Annotated in this window: 17 protein-coding genes and 1 pseudogene; 15 read left to right on the top strand and 3 right to left on the bottom strand. The window is 71.5% G+C overall.

Annotated features, from left to right (window positions below):
• The first annotated feature begins 311 nt into the window (after positions 1-311).
• Positions 312-1,082: a response regulator transcription factor gene (locus AB0903_RS15385; RefSeq protein WP_366702878.1), complete on the top strand. Its 771-nt coding sequence runs from the start codon at positions 312-314 to the stop codon at positions 1,080-1,082.
• Positions 1,083-1,263: 181 nt separating this feature from the next.
• On the opposite strand, the gene AB0903_RS15380 is transcribed toward AB0903_RS15385, so the two are convergent.
• Entirely contained in the window at positions 1,264-2,136 is an 873-nt protein-coding gene (locus AB0903_RS15380; protein WP_366702876.1) for a universal stress protein, read from the bottom strand.
• Positions 2,137-2,391: 255 nt separating this feature from the next.
• Between AB0903_RS15380 and AB0903_RS15375 the strand changes: the two genes are divergently transcribed.
• The 7 genes from AB0903_RS15375 (at position 2,392) to AB0903_RS15345 (ending at position 9,308) form a co-directional block, all read left to right on the top strand.
• Complete coding sequence (locus tag AB0903_RS15375) at positions 2,392-3,462, top strand: alcohol dehydrogenase catalytic domain-containing protein (RefSeq protein WP_366703027.1); 1,071 nt, start codon at positions 2,392-2,394, stop codon at positions 3,460-3,462.
• 248 nt (positions 3,463-3,710) lie between these two features.
• The gene (locus tag AB0903_RS15370) at positions 3,711-4,715 is read left to right on the top strand and encodes a universal stress protein (RefSeq protein ID WP_366702874.1); all 1,005 of its coding nucleotides are present in this window, start codon (positions 3,711-3,713) and stop codon (positions 4,713-4,715) included.
• Positions 4,716-5,039: 324 nt separating this feature from the next.
• A complete protein-coding gene (locus AB0903_RS15365) occupies positions 5,040-5,921 on the top strand; it encodes a universal stress protein (protein WP_366702872.1) in 882 nt (293 codons plus the stop codon).
• A gap of 192 nt (positions 5,922-6,113) precedes the next feature.
• Positions 6,114-6,731 carry a CBS domain-containing protein gene (locus tag AB0903_RS15360; protein WP_366703025.1) on the top strand — a complete coding sequence of 206 codons (618 nt, stop codon included), beginning with the start codon at positions 6,114-6,116 and terminating at the stop codon, positions 6,729-6,731.
• 82 nt (positions 6,732-6,813) lie between these two features.
• A complete protein-coding gene (locus AB0903_RS15355) occupies positions 6,814-8,175 on the top strand; it encodes an MBL fold metallo-hydrolase (protein ID WP_366702870.1) in 1,362 nt (453 codons plus the stop codon).
• Between the two features lie 33 nt (positions 8,176-8,208).
• The gene (locus AB0903_RS15350; protein ID WP_366702869.1) at positions 8,209-8,565 is read left to right on the top strand and encodes a rhodanese-like domain-containing protein; all 357 of its coding nucleotides are present in this window, start codon (positions 8,209-8,211) and stop codon (positions 8,563-8,565) included.
• Entirely contained in the window at positions 8,562-9,308 is a 747-nt protein-coding gene (locus AB0903_RS15345; RefSeq protein ID WP_366702867.1) for a sulfite exporter TauE/SafE family protein, read from the top strand. Before AB0903_RS15350 ends, AB0903_RS15345 begins: the two co-directional genes overlap by 4 nt.
• An 18-nt stretch (positions 9,309-9,326) precedes the next feature.
• Here AB0903_RS15345 and AB0903_RS15340 read toward each other — a convergent pair whose 3' ends face one another.
• Positions 9,327-9,608: a metal-sensitive transcriptional regulator gene (locus AB0903_RS15340; protein ID WP_356896243.1), complete on the bottom strand. Its 282-nt coding sequence runs from the start codon at positions 9,606-9,608 to the stop codon at positions 9,327-9,329.
• 72 nt (positions 9,609-9,680) lie between these two features.
• On the opposite strand from AB0903_RS15340, the gene AB0903_RS15335 reads away from it, so the two are divergent.
• Entirely contained in the window at positions 9,681-10,247 is a 567-nt protein-coding gene (locus tag AB0903_RS15335) for a rhodanese-like domain-containing protein (RefSeq protein WP_366702865.1), read from the top strand.
• A 385-nt stretch (positions 10,248-10,632) separates the two neighbouring features.
• The gene (gene ppdK, locus AB0903_RS15330) at positions 10,633-13,335 is read left to right on the top strand and encodes a pyruvate, phosphate dikinase (RefSeq protein WP_366702863.1); all 2,703 of its coding nucleotides are present in this window, start codon (positions 10,633-10,635) and stop codon (positions 13,333-13,335) included.
• Positions 13,336-13,548: 213 nt separating this feature from the next.
• Here the strand turns inward: ppdK and AB0903_RS15325 are convergent, their stop codons facing one another.
• The gene (locus tag AB0903_RS15325) at positions 13,549-14,526 is read right to left on the bottom strand and encodes a nitroreductase family protein (protein ID WP_366702861.1); all 978 of its coding nucleotides are present in this window, start codon (positions 14,524-14,526) and stop codon (positions 13,549-13,551) included.
• A gap of 327 nt (positions 14,527-14,853) precedes the next feature.
• Between AB0903_RS15325 and AB0903_RS15320 the strand changes: the two genes are divergently transcribed.
• From AB0903_RS15320 to AB0903_RS15300, 5 genes and pseudogenes are all read left to right on the top strand, one after another.
• Positions 14,854-15,732 (top strand): universal stress protein, encoded by an 879-nt coding sequence (locus AB0903_RS15320; protein ID WP_366702859.1) that lies wholly within the window; start codon positions 14,854-14,856, stop codon positions 15,730-15,732.
• 435 nt (positions 15,733-16,167) lie between these two features.
• Entirely contained in the window at positions 16,168-16,452 is a 285-nt protein-coding gene (locus tag AB0903_RS15315; RefSeq protein WP_366702857.1) for a DUF1540 domain-containing protein, read from the top strand.
• Between the two features lie 418 nt (positions 16,453-16,870).
• Positions 16,871-17,113, top strand: a pseudogene (locus AB0903_RS15310) (DUF2236 domain-containing protein); the annotation flags it as partial.
• Positions 17,095-19,488 carry a tetratricopeptide repeat protein gene (locus tag AB0903_RS15305; protein WP_366702855.1) on the top strand — a complete coding sequence of 798 codons (2,394 nt, stop codon included), beginning with the start codon at positions 17,095-17,097 and terminating at the stop codon, positions 19,486-19,488. The pseudogene AB0903_RS15310 and the gene AB0903_RS15305, both read left to right, overlap by 19 nt.
• A gap of 9 nt (positions 19,489-19,497) precedes the next feature.
• Positions 19,498-21,033, top strand: a complete 1,536-nt coding sequence (locus tag AB0903_RS15300) for an NAD(P)/FAD-dependent oxidoreductase (protein WP_366702853.1) — start codon at positions 19,498-19,500, stop codon at positions 21,031-21,033.
• Positions 21,034-21,101: the final 68 nt, after the last annotated feature.

Here is a 21,101-nt window from a genome sequence, read left to right as displayed (position 1 = left end):
CCCTTGGAAGGGGAGGGGAGACGGAGCAGGAATGACGGGACCCTCCTGTTGCTCCTCTTCCTTCTGTTCCTCTCGTTCCTTCTGTTCCTCTCGGCATCGTCGGCGTCAGCGGCTGCCCCTGCTGGGCCCATGCCGACGGGCCACCGGCAGCGCGAGTCCAAGGACGCAGGCCCGCCGGGAGCCCTCTGGCCGGCCGTAGATCCCTTTCGCCCGCCGACCATGGGCCGACCGGCCCTGGCCGTCGGACCGACCGGGGCGGCACGATGTTCGTAGGTCTCTGGCGGACGGACTCCCCGAGTACGGAGTGTGCGATGACGGACAACAGCGGCGGCTCCGTCGATAAGGCACCGGTCACGGTCTTCCTCCTCGACGACCACGAGGTGGTGCGCCGCGGCGTACACGACCTCCTGGACGCCGAGCCGGACCTTGAAGTGGTCGGCGAAGCCGGCACGGCGGAGCAGGCGCTCGCACGCGTGCCCGCACTGCGTCCCCGGGTCGCCGTACTCGACGTACGTCTGCCGGACGGGGACGGGGTGGCCGTCTGCCGTGAGCTGCGCTCCCGCATGCCCGATCTCGCCTGCCTCATGCTGACCTCGTTCGACGACGAGGAAGCACTGCTCGACGCGATCATGGCAGGCGCCTCCGGCTACGTGCTCAAGCAGATCACCGGCGTGGACCTGGTGAACGCGGTGCGCACGGTGGCGTCGGGCCAGTCCATGCTGGACCCCGGCGCCACGGCGCGCGTGATGGCCCGACTGCGCGGTGGCGCCCGGGAGGAGCCGCCGCAGGGGCTGCCCGGGCTTACGGAACGCGAGCGGGAGATCCTTGCCCTGGTGGGGGAAGGACTGACCAACCGGGAGATCGGTAACCGGCTCTACCTGGCTGAGAAGACGGTCAAGAACAACATCTCCCGGTTGCTGGCCAAACTGGGCGTGGAACGGCGGGTGCAGGCCGCGGTCATCGCCACGCAGGCGGCAGCCGCTCAGGGCGACCGGACTCAGGGCGACCGGACTCAGGGTGATCGGACTCAGGGTGATCGGAACGGCTCGACAGCGACGCGGAAAGGCCGCTCACAGACCTGAGGCGGATCAGCGCCGCAGGGCCCACCGGGCTTCCCCCGTTCCCCCGCGTCGCTCGCGGCGGCGAGCGGGGGAACGGCTGCTTGCGGCGCGTGGGCTGTTTGCGTTCACCGTCGGCAGGCGCGGCTGGAGGCGGGCCCGTACGGAGACGATCGGTTGTCGTCCGTACGGGCACGATCGGTCGTCAGGGGTGCGGGATCACTGCCACCGGACAGCCGGCATGGTGGAGGGCGGCGTGCGCGACGGAACCGATGCGGCTCCCGACGGGAGAGCGGCGTACACGGCGGCCCACCACCAGAAGCCCGGCGCGCGAGGCGGCCGACAGCAGGACCTGCCCCGGGCTCCCGATCTCGACATGCTCCGTCACCGGTATGGCGGGGAAGCGCTCACGCCACGGTGCGAGTGCCTCCTGCAGCGCCTTCCGTTCGAACGGCTCGAGCCCTCCCGCCTCGTCGGCGAGTCGCATCGAGCCGGGGCCGTAGCCGTGGATCGGCGGCAGACTCCAGGCCCGCACCGCTCGAACGGCAGCACCTCGTGCGGCAGCCGCCTCGAAGGCGAAACGCAGCACCGGCTCGCTGTCCTCCGGCGTACCCTGCTGGCCCACGGCGACCTCGCCCGCACCCGCCCCGGACATCTCCCTGTCCCGAGTTCGTACCGACACGACGGGCTTCGTCGCGGCGGCGATCACCTGCCGGCCGTACGAGCCGAGCAGGAAGCCGATCAGCGCGCCGTGCCCTCGTGAACCGATCACCAACATGTCGGACTTCTCCGTCTCACTCAGGAGAGCGGAAACGGGCACGTCCGGCACCACTTCGCCGGTGACGGAGAGCCCCGTGTACCGGCCGAGGACATGCGTCTCGGCCTCGTGCAGGATGCCGTCGGCGGACTTGGCCTGCGCTTCCCGGTCCTGGACGACGGGTACGTCCAGGGGCTGCCAGAGCCAGGCATGCACGATGCGGAGCGGGATCCCGCGGAGCACGGCTTCGCGCGCTGCCCAGTCGGCTGCCGCCAGGCTCTCCGGTGATCCGTCCACGCCTACCGTTATCGCGCCGGTCATGGGTGCCCTCCGTACGGTTCGACGGGTACGGCCACTTCGGCCCGCCCGATGCCCGTTCAGCATCCGGGAGCGGTGCGCGCCCCGCGAGGGCCGATCGGCCCTGCATCACGGCCGCACGGTCCGGTGGCCGCCGTCGGCAGGGCATGAGCGCCGTGAGGGCCCCGATCGGTTCCCTCCCCCGGGCCGACCGGCCCAAGCGCTCGCCGACCGGAAGAGCGACCCTGGTTGGACACCCTCGACAGGAAGGGCGACATCATGAAGGCACTGGTGTTTCAAGGCCCTGGACAGACGTCCTGGCAGGATGTTCCCGACCCCGGAATCAAGGACGCCGGCGACGCGGTGATACGCGTCGACGCCGTCACGATCTGCGGTACTGATCTGCACATCATCCAAGGCGACGTTCCCGAGGTCGCCCGGGGCACGGTGCTGGGCCATGAGGCCGTGGGAGAGGTCGTAGAGGTAGGCGGCGACGTACGCACGGTACGCCCCGGCGACCGCGTGCTGGTCTCCTGCATCGCTTCCTGCGGCCGCTGCGGGTTCTGCCGGGAGAACCGCTACGGGCAGTGCCGGGGCGGCGGAGGCTGGATGCTGGGCCACCTGATCGACGGCACCCAGGCCGAGTACGTCCGGGTGCCTTTCGCCGACCTCTCGGTCCACCCTCTTCCCGGCGCCGTGACGAGCGACGACGCGGTTCTGCTGGCGGACATCTTCCCCACCGGCTACGAGGTCGGCGTCCTCAACGGACGCGTGCGGCCCGGTGACACCGTCGTCGTGATCGGAGCCGGTCCGATCGGCCTCGCAACCATCGCCACCGCGCAGCTCTGCACCCCGGGACGGATCATCGCCGTCGATCTGGCCGAATCCCGGCTGGAGGCCGCACGTGCCATGGGCGCGGACGCCACCGCCGATGCGGCAGAAGACCCGGAGCAGCTGGTCGAGGACCTGACGGACGGCCTCGGTGCCGACGTCGTCGTCGAGGCGGTCGGCGTACCCGAGGCGTTCGAACAGTGCACCCGGATGGTGCGGCCCGGAGGCCGTGTCGCCAATGTCGGTGTGCACGGCAAGCCGGCGGTGCTCCACCTCGAAGATCTGTGGATCAAGGACGTGACGATCACGACCGGGCTCGTCGACACCCATTCCACGCCGCTGCTTCTTCGGATGATGGCGGGTGGGAAGCTTCCGGCGGCGTCTGCGATGGTCACGCACCGATTCCGGCTGGAGCAGATGGAAGAGGCGTACGACGTCTTCGCCCGAGCAGCGCACACCGGGGCGCTCAAAGTGGTGCTGGGCGGCCCCACGCACGACGAGGTCAGCGTGGCCGGCTAGCGGGAGAGACGGGGGCGGCAGGTGAGGACCGTGTCCCGGCCGGCCTCCCTTCTCCGCCGAACCGTGGGGCCGGCTCAGGAGGGCCGGTCGGCCCTGGTGGGCGGCCGCGGGCGGTGGTTACCTGTAAGTGACGGAAGGAGTCCTGACGGAGACGCGGAGAAGCGGTCGTGAACCGCGCACCGCGCAATCAGGATCCGCGAGAAGCGGGTGGGACTCCTTCCGCCCCTCACCCGGTGCGCCGACCTGCGATGCGGTCGCTCCCGTCGGTCGGCACCATGCGCTCCGCCGGCCCGCCCGGTTCCACGCCACCGTGCGGTCACCGCAGTCCGCGGGTGCGCCTATACGTACACGCCGAAGGGTGCATCATGCGCAAGACGGTCACTGCGGGCATTGACGGGTCCGCCGAGAGCAATGCCGCTGCCCGGTGGGCGGCTCGCGAGGCGATTCTCCGAGGAGCGCCTCTGACCTTGCTGCAGGCCGGGTACGAACCGACTCCGCGCACACACCTCCCGGAGATCGACGTACCGGCCGAGCGTGTGAACAGAGCTCTGGACCACATGGCCAGAAGGCTGTTGGCGGACTGCCCCGGCCTGCAGATCGTTCCCCGTCGGACCGCGGAGGCGCCGGTGACCGCCCTGCTGGCCGCGGCGGAGACCTCCGTCGTGCTCGCCATGGGGTCCCGGGGATTCAGCAGCCTTGCGGGGTTCATGATCGGCTCCGTGACTCTGGACGTCACCGCGCAGGCGCGAGGCCCGGTCGTCCTCGTCCGTGCCGGTGAACGTGCGGAGGAGGAACACGCTCACGCCCCGACGACCTCGGCATCCGAGCGGACGGCGTTCCGGCCGGTCGTCCTCGGGCTCGACCCGGAGCACCCGGGTGAGGAGCTGTTGTCGTTCGCCTTCGAGGCGGCGAAGGTGCGGGCGACGTCACTGACCGCCGTCTACGCACGAAAGCTTCCCGCTTGGCATGGCTACGGGCCGACACCGACGGCCGAGGCCGACACCCTGCGGAACGAGACGCGGCTTTCGCCGGCCGCGGTACTGCACGCGTGGCGCGAGAAGTACCCGGACGTGTCCGTCACCGAGCGGCTGGCCGAGGAGCGCGCTGCCCACGGTCTGCTCCTCGCCGCCGAGAACGCGAGCCTCGTCGTCGTCGGCCACCGCGTCGGCACCGGCACGCGTATCGGTCCCGTCACGCACGCGATGATCCACCATGCGGCCTGCCCCGTAGCGGTGGTGCCCCACCCCCTGTAGGGGGATGCCGGGGGACAGTCTGGCGGCATGCCTCATGGCTCGTCCCTCATGCCTCGTCGGTCAGCGAAGACGGCGCAGTTCGGCGTCGTCGGGGAGAGCAGGGCGAAGACAACGGTGGTCCCAACCGTCAGCGGCGCGGGTGTGGAGGCTTCGGTACTCGTCATCGGCCGGCCCTCCTCGTACGTCCTCACCTCCGGCGTGCGCCGATGACGGGACCGGACATGGGGCCGTACGGGCATCCGCAGCGGTCCGACCGGCCCTGGGGACCGCCGGCCTCCCGTGTGACGGTGAGAGCGAGAGCTGACGGCCCTTCGGTGAAAGGCGGTGGGGATGATGGAGTCGCCCCTGGTTGTAGGCGTGGATGGTTCGGAGTCCAGCTTCCTGGCGACCGACTGGGCAGCGGACGAAGCGCTTCGCCACGGTCTGCCGCTGCGCCTGGTGTACGCGTCCTTGTGGCAACGCTACGAAGGCGCCGCCCTGGCGTCCGGCCTGGGCCGTCCCGACGGGCAGGTGCTTGCCGAGAACATCGTGGGAACCGCAGCGGAGCGAGTCCGTCGCCGCACGCCGGACGTCAAGGTCGTCACCGATGTGCTTCCGGAGGACACGGTGGGCGCTCTGCTGAGAGAAGGGCGGCACGCCTTTGCCCTGGTCACCGGATCACGAGGCCGTGGCGACATCGCGGGACTGCTGCTGGGCTCGGTCAGCCTCGCTGTGGCCGCCGCCGCCCAGTGCCCGGTCATCGTGGTGCGCGGCGACAAGGCGGGACTGGCAGGTACACACCAGCGCCTCACGCTCGGCGTCGGAGATGCCGACATCGACTCGGCAGCGGTCCGGTTCGCCTTTCGCGAAGCAGAGCTGAGAGGTTGCACCCTGGATGTGATCCGGGCCTGGCGCCGCCCGGCCCACGAGACGACGGACCACCCGCTACTGGCGGGAGACCCCGCCCGCTACCACGAGGACCGGGCGTCGAACCTGCTCGAAGAAGCACTCGAGACATCGGTGCGGGACCACCCGGACGTCCGGGTGAGGCGGGCCACTGTCGAGGGGTCGGCGCGCAAGGTCCTGGTCGCGAGGTCGGCGGCGGCCGACCTCCTGGTCCTCGGAGCCCGCCGTCGGCACAGCCACTTCGGCATGCAGCTGGGCAGGGTGGGCCACACCGTGCTGCACCACGCGTCCTGCCCCGTCGTGGTCGTGCCCGACCAGTGACACGCCGCCGGCGGCCGAACCCGGAGAGCCGGGGCTTGGCCAGGGCCGTACGACGGGCCGCTCGGCCCTGTCGTCCGACGTGCTCGAAGGGCAGGCTGACATTGCAGGAATCCGCCTCTTGGGGCAGAGCCGATGCACTGCCGAAGGGGGCGTGCCGTGAATCGCCGATCACCGCATGTCGTCAGCGACGTGATGACTCCGACCGTCGTCGCTGTGGAGCGGGACGCCCGGTTCAAAGAGATCGTGACCGCCATGAAGCAGTGGCAGGTCACCGCGGTGCCCGTGCTGGAGGGGGAGGGGCGCGTCGTAGGAGTGGTGTCCGAGGCGGATCTTCTGGCCAAGGAGGAGCTGCGTGACACGGAGCCCACGCTGATCGGCCGGCAGGAGCGCCTGGCGGACCACGCCAAGGCCGGGGCCGTCACCGCGCGGAATCTGATGTCGGCTCCCGCCATCACCGTTCACCCCGGCGCCACGCTGCCCCAGGCGACCCGCCTGATGGCACGACATCAGGTGAAGCGCCTGCCGGTCGCCGATGAGCAGGGCCTCCTGCGAGGCATCGTGAGCCGGTCCGACCTCCTCAAGGTCTTTCTCCGGACGGACGAGGACCTCGCAGAAGAGGTGAGGCACGACGTGACCGCTCGGGCTCGGCGGACCGCGTCACGGAGCTCGGGAAGCCGGTCGCCGGACGCACTGGTGCCGTCGTGGCTCCGGGGGCTCCGGCGACAGTTCCCGCATCCCCGTATGGACCTGGTCCCGCCCGCGGAGGGCGTCTCGGAGGGTGTGCTCCGCCGGTGCGCGGGTACCCGGTGAGCCGACACGGGAAATACCCCCCGGGGTACCTCTGTTAAAGTGGATGAATACCCCCGGGGGTACACAGGAAGGAGTCTTGATCGTGTTCTTCGTCGAGAGCCTGAAGCAGGAGGGCCTGGGCAACCGCAGCTATCTGGTCGGCGGCCGTGGATTCGCGGCGGTGGTGGATCCGCCCCGCGACATCGACCAGGTCATCACCGCGGCGGCCCGGCGGGGAGTGCGCATCGCGTACGTGCTCGAGACACACCTGCACAACGACTACGTCAGCGGCGGTCTGCACCTGGCACACGTCACCGGCGCCCGGTACCTGGTGCCCGCGGACGCCCCGGTGGCGTTCGCCCGTACACCCGTCGTCGACGGTGACACCGTGACCGTGGACGAAAGCCTGGTGCTGCGCGCGCTGGCCACTCCGGGGCACACGCCGCACCACACCTCGTACGTTCTCGAGGAAGGCGGCCGGGGTGTGGCCGCCTTCACCGGCGGGTCGCTGCTCATCGGCAGCGTGGGACGGCCGGATCTGGTCGAGCCCCGGCTGACCGCGCGGCTGGCGCGCGCGCAGCATGCCTCCGCACATCGCCTGGCCGACGAACTCGACGACGATGTGCAGGTGCTCCCCACGCACGGATTCGGCAGTTTCTGCTCGTCCGCCCAGGCCGAAGGGGAGACGACCACGATCGGCGCGGAACGCAAGACCAATGACGTGCTCACCAAGGACGTGGACGGCTTCGTCGGCGACATGCTCGCGGAACCGGAGGACGTCCCCGCGTACTACGCGCACATGGGCCCGGTCAACGCGGCCGGTCCCGCACCCGTCGACCTGACCCCTCCGCAGCCGGCCGACGCCGAGCAGATCGCGGCGCGGCTGGCGGCGGGGGAGTGGGTCGTCGATCTCCGCAACCGCGTCGCCTTCGCTCACGGGCATGCCTCTGGAGCGTTCAACTTCGAGGGAGAAGGCAAACTCGCCACCTACCTGGCGTGGCTCATCCCCTGGGGCAAGCCCGTCACCCTGCTGGCCGAGACGTCCGAGCAGGTCGCGGACGCCCAACGGGAACTGGCCCGCGTCGGCATCGACCGTCCGGCGGCCGCCGCCACGGGTGGTCCGGACCGCTGGGTCAGGGAGGGCGAGGAGCCCGCTTCCTTCCCTCGCGCCCGGTTCGCCGATCTTGCCGCCTTGCGGGAGCGCGGAGACCAGGTGGTCGTGCTGGACGTACGCCGTGACTCCGAGCGGGCGAACGGCTTCGTCGACGGCTCGCTGCACGTACCGATCCATGAACTGCGCGGGCGCCTCGCGGAGGTGCCGCCCGGTGTGGTGTGGGTGCACTGCGCCGGTGGGATGCGCGCGGCGATCGCAGCGTCGCTGCTGGATGCCGTCGGGCGGGACGTCGTAGCGGTCGACGACGGTTTCGAGGCCGCCGAAGAGGCCGGCCTCACCCGTACCCCTTGACCGCTTGCACCCCCTTTCACGGAGTGAGACACCATGCCTTCCCGACGTGCCCCGAGCCGCCTCTTTCCTGCACAGGCCCGGCAACGGGCGGAGCAGGGCGATGCTGCCCTGCTCGACGTGCGAGAGCGGTACGAGTGGGCTGCCGGACACGCACCCGGCGCACAGCACCTCCCGCTGACGCGGCTCCTGGCCGGTGCCGCACTGCCTGCCTCCGTGCAGGGCCGGCCCGTCGTCGTCATCTGCCGTTCCGGTAGCCGGTCCCGACAGGCGGCCGAACTCCTGGCCGACTGCGGGGTGGACGCGGCCGATGTCACCGGCGGCATGATCGCCTGGGCCCGGGAGGGCCTTCCGGTGGTCGACGGGCGCGGCGACCGCGGCGTCATAGCGTGAGTGCGGTGGTCCTGGCGCTGCTCGCCGGTGCCCTGGTCGGTGTGGCGCTCGGCGCGCTCGGGGGCGGCGGCAGCGTTCTCGCCGTTCCCGCGCTCATCTACGTGCTCGGCTTCTCCCCGGCGGCAGCCACTACGGCAAGCCTGCTCATCGTCGGCGCGACCTCCGCCACCGCTCTGTACGCACACGCCCGCGCGGGCAACGTGCGGTGGAGGACGGGAGCGTTGTTCGCCGCGGCCGGCGTCCTGCCGGCCGCCGCCGCGGGAGCGGCCGCCTCCCGGCTGCCGCAGCACGTGCTGACCGCCGCCTTCGCCGCCGTCGCGGGGCTGGCCGCGGTCAGGATGTTCGCCCCGGCCCGGACCGCTGCCCAGGACGGTGCGGAGCACCCTGTGAAGGCGGCGGGGGCCGGCGCCGGGCTGGGCGCTCTCACCGGATTGCTCGGTGTGGGCGGCGGTTTCCTCGCCGTTCCCGCTCTGATCACCGTCCTGGGCTTGGAGGTGCAGGCGGCAGTCGGCACCAGCCTGCTGGTCATCTCGGCGAACGCGCTCGCCTCGCTCGTCACTCGCGGTCCGACGACGGCGGGACTCGACTGGGCCGTCGTCGCGCCGTTCATCGCCACCGCGGTCCTCGGGGCGTGGGACGGCAAGCGGCTGGCGGCCAAGGTCTCCGGCAAGGTGCTTCAGCGTATTTTCGCCTCAGCGCTGTTGGCGGTGGCCGCGCTCATGCTGCTGGACGTGCTGACATGAGGCGGCGCCGGGAGCGCCTCAGGCCAGGGACAGGAAGAGCTTCTCCAGCCGGGCCCGCATCTGCTCGCGGTCACCGCTCGCAGCCATGTCGGTGTCGGTCAGGCACTGCTGCAGACCGGTGGCGATGATCGCGAATCCCGCCTTGTCCAGCGCCCGGGAGGCGGCGGCCAGTTGCGTGACCACGTCTTCGCAGTCTCGGCCCTCCTCGATCATCTTGATCACGCCGGCTATCTGCCCCTGAGCCCGGCGCAGCCGGTTGACCACTGCCTTCAGTTCCTCGGCCGCCATCGCCAGTTCCACAAGCGCTCCTTCCCGATACCCCTCTGGGTATCTTACCGGAGCGACACCTCATTACCGCGAAGAAGGAAACCAGTGACGACTCCCACCGCTATCGACGCCGGCCAGGCCGTCAGCCGTCTGCACGAGCTGATCGTGATCGACGTCCGCACCCCGGGCGAATACGCCACGGGCCACCTGCCCGGTGCCCACAACATCCCGCTCGACCACCTCGACGACGCCCTGCCCGCGATCAAGGCCGCCGCCTCACGGGGTGACCTGCTCGTGGTGTGCGCCTCCGGCGCCCGCTCCGGCCAGGCGTGCGCCACCCTGGCCCAGGGCGGTGTCCGCGCGGTCACCCTCACCGGTGGCACCGACACCTGGACGCGGCTCGGGCACGACCTTCACCGCCCCCGGGGCGCACGTACGGTCTGGGGCATGGAACGCCAGGTCCGACTGGCTGCCGGCTCACTGGTTCTCGCCGGGCTCGTACTCGGACAGCACCGACCCCGTGCACGCCTCTTGTCCGCCGGTATCGCCGGCGGGCTGGTCTTCTCGGCACTGACCGACACCTGCGGTATGGCCCGCATCCTCGCCAAGCTGCCGCACAACCGCCCGAAGGCCGGTGACCTGAAGGCCACACTCACCGCGCTCGCAGGCTGATCCCGCTGCTCCTGAGCCGGTGCGGTGCCGCGAGCGAGGCGTCCTCACGGCAGCCGCGCCGCAGCCGTCTCCGTACGGGGCCGATCCGGGCGGACGGCCCCCTGTCCGGCGCGCTGCCATGTGGGCCTCATGGCCCCGCAGAGGGTCCTGTGGCCTCTCTCCTCTCCCGCCTGAACCGACCAGTCTGGGAGAGGAAGGACCCATGGAAAGGAGCCCGTCATGCCCGGCACACCGCTCGCGTCTGGGAGCCCGCATCGGGCCGGCCGTCCATTCCGTGCTTTCCACACGTCGGCCCCGTGGCGGTCGTTCCGCACGACTGACGACCGAGCGCTTCAAAGGCGGGTCACGGGGGACTCGACGGGCATCGGGAGACGGATGGAGTGCCATGGAACGCAGGTACGTGTACGACTTCGCCGACGGCGGGCGGGACATGGCCGACCTCCTGGGCGGCAAGGGCGCGAATCTCGCCGAGATGGCGCGCATGGGTCTGCCCGTGCCGCCGGGCTTCACCGTCACCACGGAGGCATGCCGGGCGTTTCTGGCGACAGGTGAGCCGCCCCCGGGGCTGGAGCAGCAGGTCGGCGAGCATCTGGCCGCCCTGGAACGAACGGCCGGCCGCCGGTTCGGGCAGGTGGACGACCCGCTGCTGCTCTCGGTCCGTTCCGGGGCGCGGTTCTCGATGCCCGGCATGATGGAGACCATCCTCGACATCGGACTCAACGACCTTTCGGTTCTCGGCCTCGGCCGGACTCCCGAAACGGAACGGTTCGCCTGGGACTCCTACCGACGTCTCGTGCAGATGTTCGGCAGCACGGTGATGGGAGTCGACAGCGCCTCCTTCGAGGAGGTCCTCGCCGGTGTCAAGAAGCAGCACCACGCCGTCGACGACACCCGGCTCGACACCCCTGATCTGATGAGGCTGGTGGAGACGTACAAGGACCTGATCCTGGTGAAGACCGGAGAGGAGTTCCCGCAGGAACCCGCCGAGCAGCTCCGCCGCTCAATCCTCGCCGTCTTCACCTCGTGGAACGGCGAACGGGCCCGGCTCTACCGGCGGCGGGAGCACATCCCGGACGACCTCGGCACCGCCGTCAACATCCAGACCATGGTCTTCGGCAACCTCGGCCCCGACTCGGGCAGCGGCGTCGCCTTCACGCGCGACCCGGCCACGGGCCGGCCCGGCATATACGGCGACTACCTGCCGAATGCCCAGGGCGAGGATGTCGTCGCGGGCATGCGCAACACCGTCCCCCTGCAGGACCTGGAGAGCCTCGACCCGGCCTCCTTCAACCGGCTGCGCGACTGCATGCGGCAGCTGGAGACGCACTACCGGGACCTGTGCGACATCGAGTTCACCATCGAACGCGGAACGCTGTTCATGCTTCAGACCCGTGTCGGCAAGCGCACCTCGCAGGCGGCCTTCGCCATCGCCGGGCAGCTGGTCGACGAAGGGTTGATCACCGCGCCGGAGGCACTGGGCCGGGTCGACGGCGAAGGTCTGGCCCGGCTGATGTTCCCGCGGTTCGACAGCGCCGGCACCCGCGAGGTCCTGGCCCGGGGCATCCCCGCCTCTCCGGGCGCCGCCGTCGGAGCGGTCGTCTTCGACTCGGCCGAAGCGGTTCGCCGGGCCGCCGCGGGAGAGAGGGTCGTTCTCGTGCGGCAGGAGACGACACCGGACGACCTGCCGGGCATGATCGCCGCGGAGGCCGTGCTCACCAGCCGCGGTGGCAAGACGAGCCATGCGGCCGTCGTCGCCCGGGGCATGGGCAAGGTCTGCGTCTGCGGTGCGGAGGAGCTGACGGTCGATCCCCGTCGGCGGCGCTTCTCCACGACCTCGCACACCGTCACGGAAGGCACCGTGGTCTCCGTCGACGGCTCCGAGGGGGCGGTGTTCCTGGGGGCCGCCCCGCTGGTCGACTCCCCGGTGATGAGGTACTTCGAGGGCGGCGGCCACCCGCCGGGCGAGGATGCCCCGCAGGTCGTACGGGATGTGCACCGGATCGTCCAACAGGCCGACGCGGCCCGGAGCATGGAGGTCCGGGCCAATGCCGACACACCCGAGGACGCCGCCCGGGCACGGCGGTTCGGGGCCCGGGGGATCGGGCTGTGCCGTACCGAGCACATGTTCCTCGGTGACCGCCGTCCCTTGGTCGAAGCGATGATCCTGGCGCACGACGACGCAGAGAGGGAAGCGGCGCTGGCTGCTCTGCTGCCTCCGCAGCGGCAGGACTTCACCGGCATCCTGGCAGCGATGGACGGTCTGCCCGTGACCATCAGGCTGCTCGATCCACCGCTGCACGAGTTCCTGCCCGACCTGACGGAGCTGTCGGTACGCGTCGCCCGGCACGGTGCCCTGGGGCGGCAGCCCGATCCGCGCGACGCCGAGCTGCTGGCAGCGGTCAGCCGGATGCACGAGGAGAACCCCATGCTCGGCCTGCGCGGGGTACGGCTGGGACTGGTCGTTCCCGGTCTCGTGGCCATGCAGGTGAGAGCCGTCGCCGAAGCCGTCGTGGCACGTCGACGGGCCGGTGGCGATCCCCAGGCAGAGATCATGGTGCCGCTCGTGGACGACGTGGAGGAGTTCCGTCTGGTCAGGGCGGAAGTCGCCCGCGTACTGGAGCGGGTTTCCGCGGAGACCGGAGTCGCCCTCGACTGCCCGGTCGGTACGATGATCGAACTGCCGAGAGCTGCCCTCACCGCGGGCCGTATCGCCCAGGACGCGGAGTTCTTCTCCTTCGGCACGAACGATCTGACACAGACCACCTGGGGCTTCTCCCGCGACGACGTCGAGGCGGCGTTCTTCTCGGCCTACCTGGACAAGGGCATCTTCGAGGTGTCCCCGTTCGAGACGATCGACCGTGAGGGCGTGGGGCGCCTGGTGGAGATCGCCGTCGCCGAAGGCAGGGCCGCCCGGCCGGGGCTGAAGATCGGTGTCTGCGGGGAGCACGGCGGAGACCCGGAATCCGTGCACTTCTTCCACGACACCGGTCTGGACTACGTGTCCTGCTCGCCCTTCCGCGTCCCCGTGGCACGTCTCGAAGCCGGGCGCGCGGCGCTTCGGGCCACAGAAGCCCAGGCCGGCAAGTGAGTCCCGGGCCGGTGAGTGGATCCGAGCCCCGGATCGCTGCGCCGGACCGGTGACGCGGCACGGCGCACGGGACCCGATGACGCGCACGGCCCGGACGTCGCACACCTCAAGGCGGAACTCAAGGCGCCAGGCACGACTCAAGGCGCCGCTCGTCGCCGCGTACGCCCGTCGTCGCCGCCTACGCGCGCACGTCAGGTCTCGCCGCCGTGCACGTCAGGTGATGACCAGCACGTCCGACACGGACCTGCGAGGGGTCGCGGGAGCCTGCGGTCCGTAACCGAGGCGGATCACCATCTGCGGGTATCCCGTGGCGGACACCGGATCGCGCAGCGCCCAGCGCAACTCCGGCCATTCCAGAGCCTGCGAGTTGAGCGACGTGGCAAGGCCGTCCCGCGTCGCCTGCAGCAGCACGCGCTCCATGGCCTGACCGGCGCGGAGCCAGTCTTCGCTCGTGTCCTCCCGTGTACCGAGAACCGCCAGACAGGGCGCTTGCTCGAACACGGCGGATCCACGCCCCTCGACGCGTCGGCCAACGGCGAAGTCCCGGACGGGAGCCCGGCCGTCGTAGCGACGGGGCCCCAGTGCATGGAGCGGGATGCCTTCGGTGCTCGTGCTGTCCGCGCCGACCGCCCAGCGGGCGATCTCCTCCAGCACGGCGGGGGAGAGCTGCTCCGCCTGCTCGGCGTCCCGGACGAGGTCGAGCACCGCCTGGATCTGCCACTCACCCGGCAGGTCGAGCCGCGCCCCTTCGGACAGAGCGGCACCGCGCAGTCCGTCGAGCAGAGCCTCGGGGACGGCCTCGTCCCTGAACGGCTCCCTGCTCGTGCGCCGCCTGCCGATCGCCGGATACAGGTCGGCGATGTCGTCCCGCTCGCCGTTCTCCACGAAAGTGATCACGGCGAGTGCTTCCGGGTCCGCGGTGTCCGGCAGCAGCCGGACCCGCGGTTCCCAGCCGGCCCGAGCCGCGGCGACGCGAAGGTTGAACAGCGCGGCACCGCACCCGAGGTGCAGACCGCGTGACGAGGGGTCGGTGTGCGGCATCCTGCGGCTCGGGTCGATTCGCAGCGACAGCACACCGTCTGCCTCCGCGTAGTGGAACCGCCAGGGCTGCGCGTTGTGCATGGACGGTGCCCTGGTGGCATCGGTGACCCACGAGGTGACCGGTGTCGTGTCTGGTGTACGGATGGGCATCGAAGCCACCTCCGAGAATGCGGTCATGGATTGCGGGCCGCGTTTCTGTACCTCCAGCGTCGCCGCTCAGGGAGCGCATGGAGAGGGCCGACGGGGTCATGAACGGGGCCGAGCGGCTCTGATACGCGGCTCCAGGGCATGGCGCCCGGGAAACCGCGTCGATGCCCCCGGGCCTTCAGGCCGCCGGTGGGCCTCCGGCCCGGTCTTCGACAGCACGGGGCCGGACGTCCCTGTGCGCTGTCCCATCCGCCTCTCCTTCCGGTGCGAGCCCAGTGCGACGGTGGCAGTAGATGAGATTTCGGCACCGGCACGAAGCGGGTGAAGACCATGTGGTTGCCTTTGGTCGTAGGAGTCGACGGATCGCGCTCCAGCATGCTCGCGCTCGACTGGGCCGCCCACGAGGCAGCCCGGCTCACCCTGCCTCTGAAGATCGTGCACGCGACCGCTGAGGGCGAGTACGCGCCCTCGTCCGTCCAGGCGTCCGATGCGGCGAACCCGTTCGGGCAGGACTGCGGCCGTCATGTGATCGACGCTGCCGAGCGCCGAGCCCGCCTTGAGGCCCCGGACGTCGAAGTGACGACGGAAGTCGTGCACGACGACCCGGTGACCGCTCTGCTGAACGCCGACTGCAACGCCTCCGCACTCGTCATCGGGGCGCGCGGCCGCGGTGAGCTGAAAGACCTCCTCCTGGGGTCCGTCAGCCTGGTCGTCGCGGCTCGCGCACAGTGCCCCGTCGTCGTCGTCCGGGGCGAGAACCGGCCGCCGCCCGAGGGGTATGGACAGATCATGATCGGTGTCCCGGACGCCGCATCCAACTCGGCGGCCGTCCGTTTCGCCTTCGAGATCGCGGCGGCACGCGGCTGCCCCCTCGACGCGGTGATGGCCCGGCCCCGTCCCGCGCGAAGGCCCGTCAGCGGGACGCTTGATCTTCCACGCCACGACGACCAGGACGGATATCAGGCGAAGGCCCTGCTCGACGAGGCCCTGACCCGCTCCGCCGGTGAATTCCCGTCAGTGGATGTCCAGCGCACCGTAGCCGAGGGGCCGGCGCGGGACGTGCTCCTGCGGCGCTCCGCAACCAGAGACCTGCTGGTCGTGGGAGCCCGGCACCGGCTCGATCGCGTCGGACTGCACCTCGGCAGGGTGAATCACGCGCTGCTGCACTATGCCGCCTGCCCTGTCGCAGTCGTACCGCAGTGGCGCTGAACCCGCGGGGCGAACGCGGAGTTGTCCCATGACGCACCTGCCCGCACTCCGGAGCGCCGCCGACGATCAGTCCGGGCCCCGTACCGCTGCCCATGCCGTCCCGCGGGCTCGGTACCGGAGCGCGTGTCACGAAGTGTGGCCGCTTCCGACCTACGGGAAGTCCTCCACGCTCGGGCCATGGGGAGACATGTCCGTCGAACTGGTCACGCCGGCCCCGGGGCTGACGGGGGAGGACCATTCGGTTCGTGCGGAACTCCACTGACAGCGGTCGCGACTGCTCCGTTCGGATGCCGTACCGGCCCTGTGAACAGGCGGGCGGCGGCGCTGCGTGCGAGCGTCTCCACGTCATCGCGTCGCCCCTTTCGCCTGCGCTCAGCCACTTGGCCGGGAGCATGTCTGAGGGGCACGTTCGGCATACCGTCCGAGGAGGCTCCCATGGAGATGCCCGCCGTCCAGGAGTGCGCGGTCGACGACTGCGCGTACAACAGGGATCACGCCTGCCATGCGCTGGCCATCACCGTGGGGGACGTCCGCCATGCGCGCTGCGACACGTTCTTCACCGCCTCGACGAAGGGCGGAGACCCCGCGACCACCGGACGTGTCGGCGCCTGCAAGGTGTCCGCCTGCCGGCACAACGACCAGTTCGAGTGCCGTGCCGCCGGGATCACCGTGGGCTACGTCGAGAACGAGGTGGACTGCATGACATTCGAGCCCGCCTGAAACAGCCGTGACAGCCCGGCATCGCGTGCCACAGCAGGTGTGGACGGGCTGCTCGCGGCCGGTGCGCCGGTGGCTCGTCCCGACGGGCCGGTTTGCGGGCGAGCCGCCTGGTCGCCAGAGTGATGGCTGCCCGGATGACGAGTGGATCGGACCGCTGCCCGCAGTCACGTGCAGGGTGGCGGGGGTGACCCACGCGAGCGGCCGCTCGACCACCACCTGCGAGGCAACAGGGCACATCCGGAGGAGTGCCTCGGGCGGTTGACGGTCGGCGACGTACTGCGTCGGCCCCCGCGCGCACGGCTCCGGGGCCGGTCGCCGCACTCGCCTACGACGGCCTGCCTCCGTACGCCCGCGCGCCGCAAGAGCAGAGCCGCACCGCCGCCGTAAGGCAGCGCCGCCCCGTCGCCGTACGGCAGCCGCACCGCCGCCGTATCGCGTGACACGCCGGCTGACGGCCACGGGCAACCTGCTGCGCCGCGTACCTTCCCGTATACGCTGGCGGCTGCCGCCCGGTCACGTCCGGCGAGCGATCGCCCGGCTCGGGTCCGGAACACGCCCCGCCCCGTACAAACCGCGCAGGCGGGCCGCCATACTGGACCGGCCGGGGAGGGCGCAGCACAGCGACGGGGGCGACAGCACGCGATGGCGGAAACCAGGCTGATCCAGGGCCGGTACCGACTGCTCGATCTCATCGGGCGGGGCGGTATGGGCGAGGTGTGGCGGGCCCGCGACGAATCCCTCGGCCGGCATGTGGCCGTCAAGTGCCTCAAGCCGATCGGATCGCAGCCCGACCGGTCCTTCACCCGGGTCCTGCGGGAACGCTTCCGCCGCGAGGCCCGCGTCGCCGCCGCGCTCCAGCACCGGGGCGTGACCGTCGTCCATGACTTCGGCGAGCACGAGGGCGTCCTCTACCTCGTGATGGAGCTGCTCGAAGGCCGTAACCTCAGCCAGCTGCTCGACGACAACAAGCAGCAGCCCCTTCCCGTCGCCGAGGTCGTGGACATCGCCGACCAGATCGCCGACGCCCTCGACTACACCCACGAACGGGGCATCGTGCACCGCGATCTGAAGCCCGCGAACATCATGCGGCTCACCGGCGGCGGGGTGAAGATCTGCGACTTCGGCATAGCGCGCCTCGGCGAGGACATCGGCTTCACGTCCAAGCTCACCGGCACCGGCATCGCCATGGGCACCCCGCACTACATGTCGCCCGAGCAGATCAGCGGCGGCGAGGTCGACCACCGCAGTGACCTGTACTCGCTGGGCTGCGTGCTCTACGAACTCGCCACCGGCGCGCCGCCCTTCGACGTCGGCGACACCTGGTCCATCCTCGTCGGACACCGCGACACGGATCCCCGGCCGCTGCGTGAACACCGTGACGAGATTCCCGAGTTCCTCGACCTGATGGTGCTCGACCTGCTCGCCAAGACACCCGAGGAGCGGCCCGGTGCCGCAGGGCACCTGAGGCACCGTATCCACGCCGCGGGCCACGTGCGCCACCGGCCCGCCGTGGTGCCCCTCCAGCGCGAGCCCGTGCCGGACGCGGCACGCGAAACCGCCCTGCCGTACTGGACACGCGGGATGACCGTCGGCCGTCCGGCGGCCGCCACCCCCGCCGCCGGACGGGTGCCGCCCGGCCCCGACCACACGGCGGCGCTGACCGGCCAGTGGACCACGCGTCCCGCACGGCCTCAGGGAGCACCGGCGACGGAACCGCACGAAGGGGTGCCGGTGCCCGAACGGCACGAGGGGGCGCCGGCGCGCGCCGGGCACCAGGCAGCACCGGCGCCCGCGTCACACATGGGGGCGGCCCCGGCACCCGCCGGGCTCCCGGGGGCCCCGGTGCCGGGCCAGGGACCCGAGCCCGAGCGGACCACTCCGTCGCCCGAACTGCTCGCCGTCCTCGCCACCCGGCACGACGCGGGCCTGAGCCTCGGCCGCCTGGGCCGCTGGGAGGAGGCCGGCGAGGTGCATCGCGCGGTGGCCGCGGAACGCGGAACGCTGCTCGGCCCCGACCATCCCGACACGCTCTCCAGCCGCTACGAGATCGCGTTCAGCCTCAGCCGCACCGGCCGCGCCACGGACGCCCTCGAGGAGTTCGGCCATGTCGCGGCCGGACGGGAGCGCGCCCTCGGCCCCGACCACCCCGACACGCTCGCCGCCCGCCAGGAGACTGCCTATGTTCTGAGCGGTCTCGGCCGGTACAACCAGGCCGACGGGATGTACGCGGCCGTCCTCGCCTCCCGCGAGCGGGCCATGGGCGCCGACCACCCCGACACCTTGCGCTGCCGGCACAATCTCGCCTTCAACCTGGGCCGGATGGGGCGGATCGAGGAGGCTCACCGGATCGCCGACGACGTCGCACAGGCCCGCGCCCGGGTACTCGGCAGCGATCACCCCGACACGCTCGTCACCCGCTACGAGGCGGCTCACATGCTCGGGCTGCTGGGCCGCTGGGCACAGGCGCTGACCGTCTACCGGGAGGTGGCTGCGGCACGGGCGCAGACGATGGGCCCCGACCACCCGGACACGCTCGCCGCCCGCTACGAGACCGGCATCTGCCTCGGCAGGCTCGGCCGCGGCGCGGAGGCCCTCGACGTCTACCGTGGCCTCGTCGCCGACCGTACCCGCGCGTCCGGCCCGGACGATCCGGAGACCCTGCGCGCCCGCCACGGCCTGGGCGTCAACCTCGGCCGGCTCGGCCGCTGGGACGAGGCGCTGGCCGAGGCGCGTGACGTGAGCGCCCTGCGCGAGCGGGTCCTCGGCCCCGACCACCCCGACACCCTCGTGAGCCGACGGGAGGTGGCGGTCGCGCTCGGCTGGCTGGCCCGCTGGTCCGACGCCATGGGCGTCTACGAGCAGGTGGCGCGGGCCCGCGAGCGGGTCCTCGGCCCCGACCACCCCGACACCCTGTCCAGCCGCAACGACGAGGCGCACTGCCTGGAACAGCTCGGGCGCCACGCCGAGGCGGTCGACCTGTACCGGCAGGTCGCCGCGCTGCGCCGCACCGTGGCGGAGCAGACGTCCGGCGGTTAGGGTCCGGCCATGCCCGCACATGCCTCGTACGACGCCGTGATCGTGGGCGGTGGCCACAACGGTCTGGTCGCCGCCGCCTATCTGGCCCGCGCCGGTCGCTCCGTCCTTCTCCTGGAGCGCCGGGCGGACACCGGGGGCGCGGCCGTGTCATCGCGTCCGTTCCCCGGCGTCGACGCCCGGCTGTCCCGGTTCTCATACCTCGTCTCGCTGCTGCCCGACAAGATCGTGCGTGACCTGGAACTGGACTTCGCCGTACGTAAGCGGACCGTCTCCTCCTACACGCCGAGGGGCCGCGGCGGCCTCCTGGTGGGCGCCGGCCGCACCCGCGAGTCGTTCGAGGTCCTCACCGGAGGTGACCGGGAGTACGCGGCGTGGCAGGAGTTCTACGCGATCACCGGCGAGGTCGCCCGCCGGGTGTTCCCGACGCTGACCGAGCCGCTGCCCACCCGTGAAGAGCTGCGGGCCCTGGTCGGCGACGAGCAGGCATGGCGGATGCTCTTCGAGGAGCCGATCGGCGCCGCGATCGAGCAGCGGTTCACCCACGACCTCGTCCGCGGCGTGGTGCTGACCGACGCGCTGATCGGCACGTTCGCCGACGCCCACGATCCGTCGCTGGTCCAGAACCGGTGCTTCCTCTACCACGTCATCGGCGGCGGCACCGGTGACTGGGACGTGCCGGTCGGCGGGATGGGCGCACTCACCGCCGCGCTGGCCGCCGCGGCCAGGAAGGCCGGGGCGGAGATCGCCGTCGAGCACGACGTCGTCGCCGTGGGGACCGACGGCGAGCGGGCCGAGGTCGCCTTCCGCGCTCCAGCGGGCGAGGGCGCCGTCGCCGCCCGCCGGGTCCTGGTGAACGCGTCACCGAAGGAACTGGCCGTGCTCCTCGGCGAACCGGCACCAAAGGAGGCGGAGGGCGCGCAGCTGAAGGTGAACATGCTCCTGCGCCGGCTGCCTCGGCTGCGGGACGCCTCCGTGGCTCCGCAGGACGCCTTCGCGGGCACGTTCCATGTCTCCGAGGGCTACGAGCAGTTGGCCGCCGCCTACCGGGAGGCGGCTTCGGGCCGGCTGCCGAGCGCTCCGCCGTCCGAGATCTACTGCCACTCGCTGACCGACCCCTCCATCCTGTCGCCGGAACTCGCCGCCCAGGGCTGCCAGACCCTGACGCTCTTCGGACTGCACACCCCGGCCGGGCTCTTCGCCGACGACAACGACCGGGCGCGCGCCGAGCTGCTGAAGGCGACGCTCGCCGAACTCGACTCGTACCTGGCGGAGCCGATCGCCGACTGCCTTGCGCTCGACGCGAACGGCGACCCCTGCATCGAGGCGAAGACGCCACTCGACCTGGAGCGCGAACTGCGGCTGCCCGGCGGCCACATCTTCCACCGCGACCTGTCCTGGCCGTACGCCGCAGAGGGCGACGGCGGCCGCTGGGGCGTGGAGACCGCGCACGCCAATGTACTGCTGTGCGGGGCCGGCGCGGTGCGCGGCGGCGGGGTGAGCGGAGTGCCCGGCCACAACGCCGCGATGGCGGCGCTGGGCCGGTAGCAGGCGGGCGGCCCGGGCGGCCCGGGCGGCCCGGGCGGTGACGCGGCCGCAGCCGGTGTCGCGGGGGC

Source organism: Streptomyces sp. NPDC048389 (assembly GCF_040706335.1).
In the GTDB taxonomy this organism is placed as follows: Bacteria; Actinomycetota; Actinomycetes; order Streptomycetales; family Streptomycetaceae; genus Streptomyces.
This window is presented reverse-complemented; position numbering and strand designations above follow the sequence as displayed.

What these genes read in the sequence shown, in the direction of transcription:
- AB0903_RS15360 (WP_366703025.1), top strand. Translation starts at nt 6,114, where the DNA reads ATGACTCCGACCGTCGTCGCTGTGGAGCGGGACGCCCGGTTCAAAGAG.
- AB0903_RS15305 (WP_366702855.1), top strand. Translation starts at nt 17,095, where the DNA reads ATGGCGGAAACCAGGCTGATCCAGGGCCGGTACCGACTGCTCGATCTC.
- AB0903_RS15350 (WP_366702869.1), top strand. Translation starts at nt 8,209, where the DNA reads ATGCCTTCCCGACGTGCCCCGAGCCGCCTCTTTCCTGCACAGGCCCGG.
- AB0903_RS15300 (WP_366702853.1), top strand. Translation starts at nt 19,498, where the DNA reads ATGCCCGCACATGCCTCGTACGACGCCGTGATCGTGGGCGGTGGCCAC.
- AB0903_RS15325 (WP_366702861.1), bottom strand. Translation starts at nt 14,526, where the DNA reads ATGCCCATCCGTACACCAGACACGACACCGGTCACCTCGTGGGTCACC.
- AB0903_RS15385 (WP_366702878.1), top strand. Translation starts at nt 312, where the DNA reads ATGACGGACAACAGCGGCGGCTCCGTCGATAAGGCACCGGTCACGGTC.
- AB0903_RS15315 (WP_366702857.1), top strand. Translation starts at nt 16,168, where the DNA reads ATGGAGATGCCCGCCGTCCAGGAGTGCGCGGTCGACGACTGCGCGTAC.
- AB0903_RS15370 (WP_366702874.1), top strand. Translation starts at nt 3,711, where the DNA reads ATGCGGTCGCTCCCGTCGGTCGGCACCATGCGCTCCGCCGGCCCGCCC.
- AB0903_RS15320 (WP_366702859.1), top strand. Translation starts at nt 14,854, where the DNA reads ATGTGGTTGCCTTTGGTCGTAGGAGTCGACGGATCGCGCTCCAGCATG.
- ppdK (WP_366702863.1), top strand. Translation starts at nt 10,633, where the DNA reads ATGGAACGCAGGTACGTGTACGACTTCGCCGACGGCGGGCGGGACATG.
- AB0903_RS15375 (WP_366703027.1), top strand. Translation starts at nt 2,392, where the DNA reads ATGAAGGCACTGGTGTTTCAAGGCCCTGGACAGACGTCCTGGCAGGAT.
- AB0903_RS15380 (WP_366702876.1), bottom strand. Translation starts at nt 2,136, where the DNA reads ATGACCGGCGCGATAACGGTAGGCGTGGACGGATCACCGGAGAGCCTG.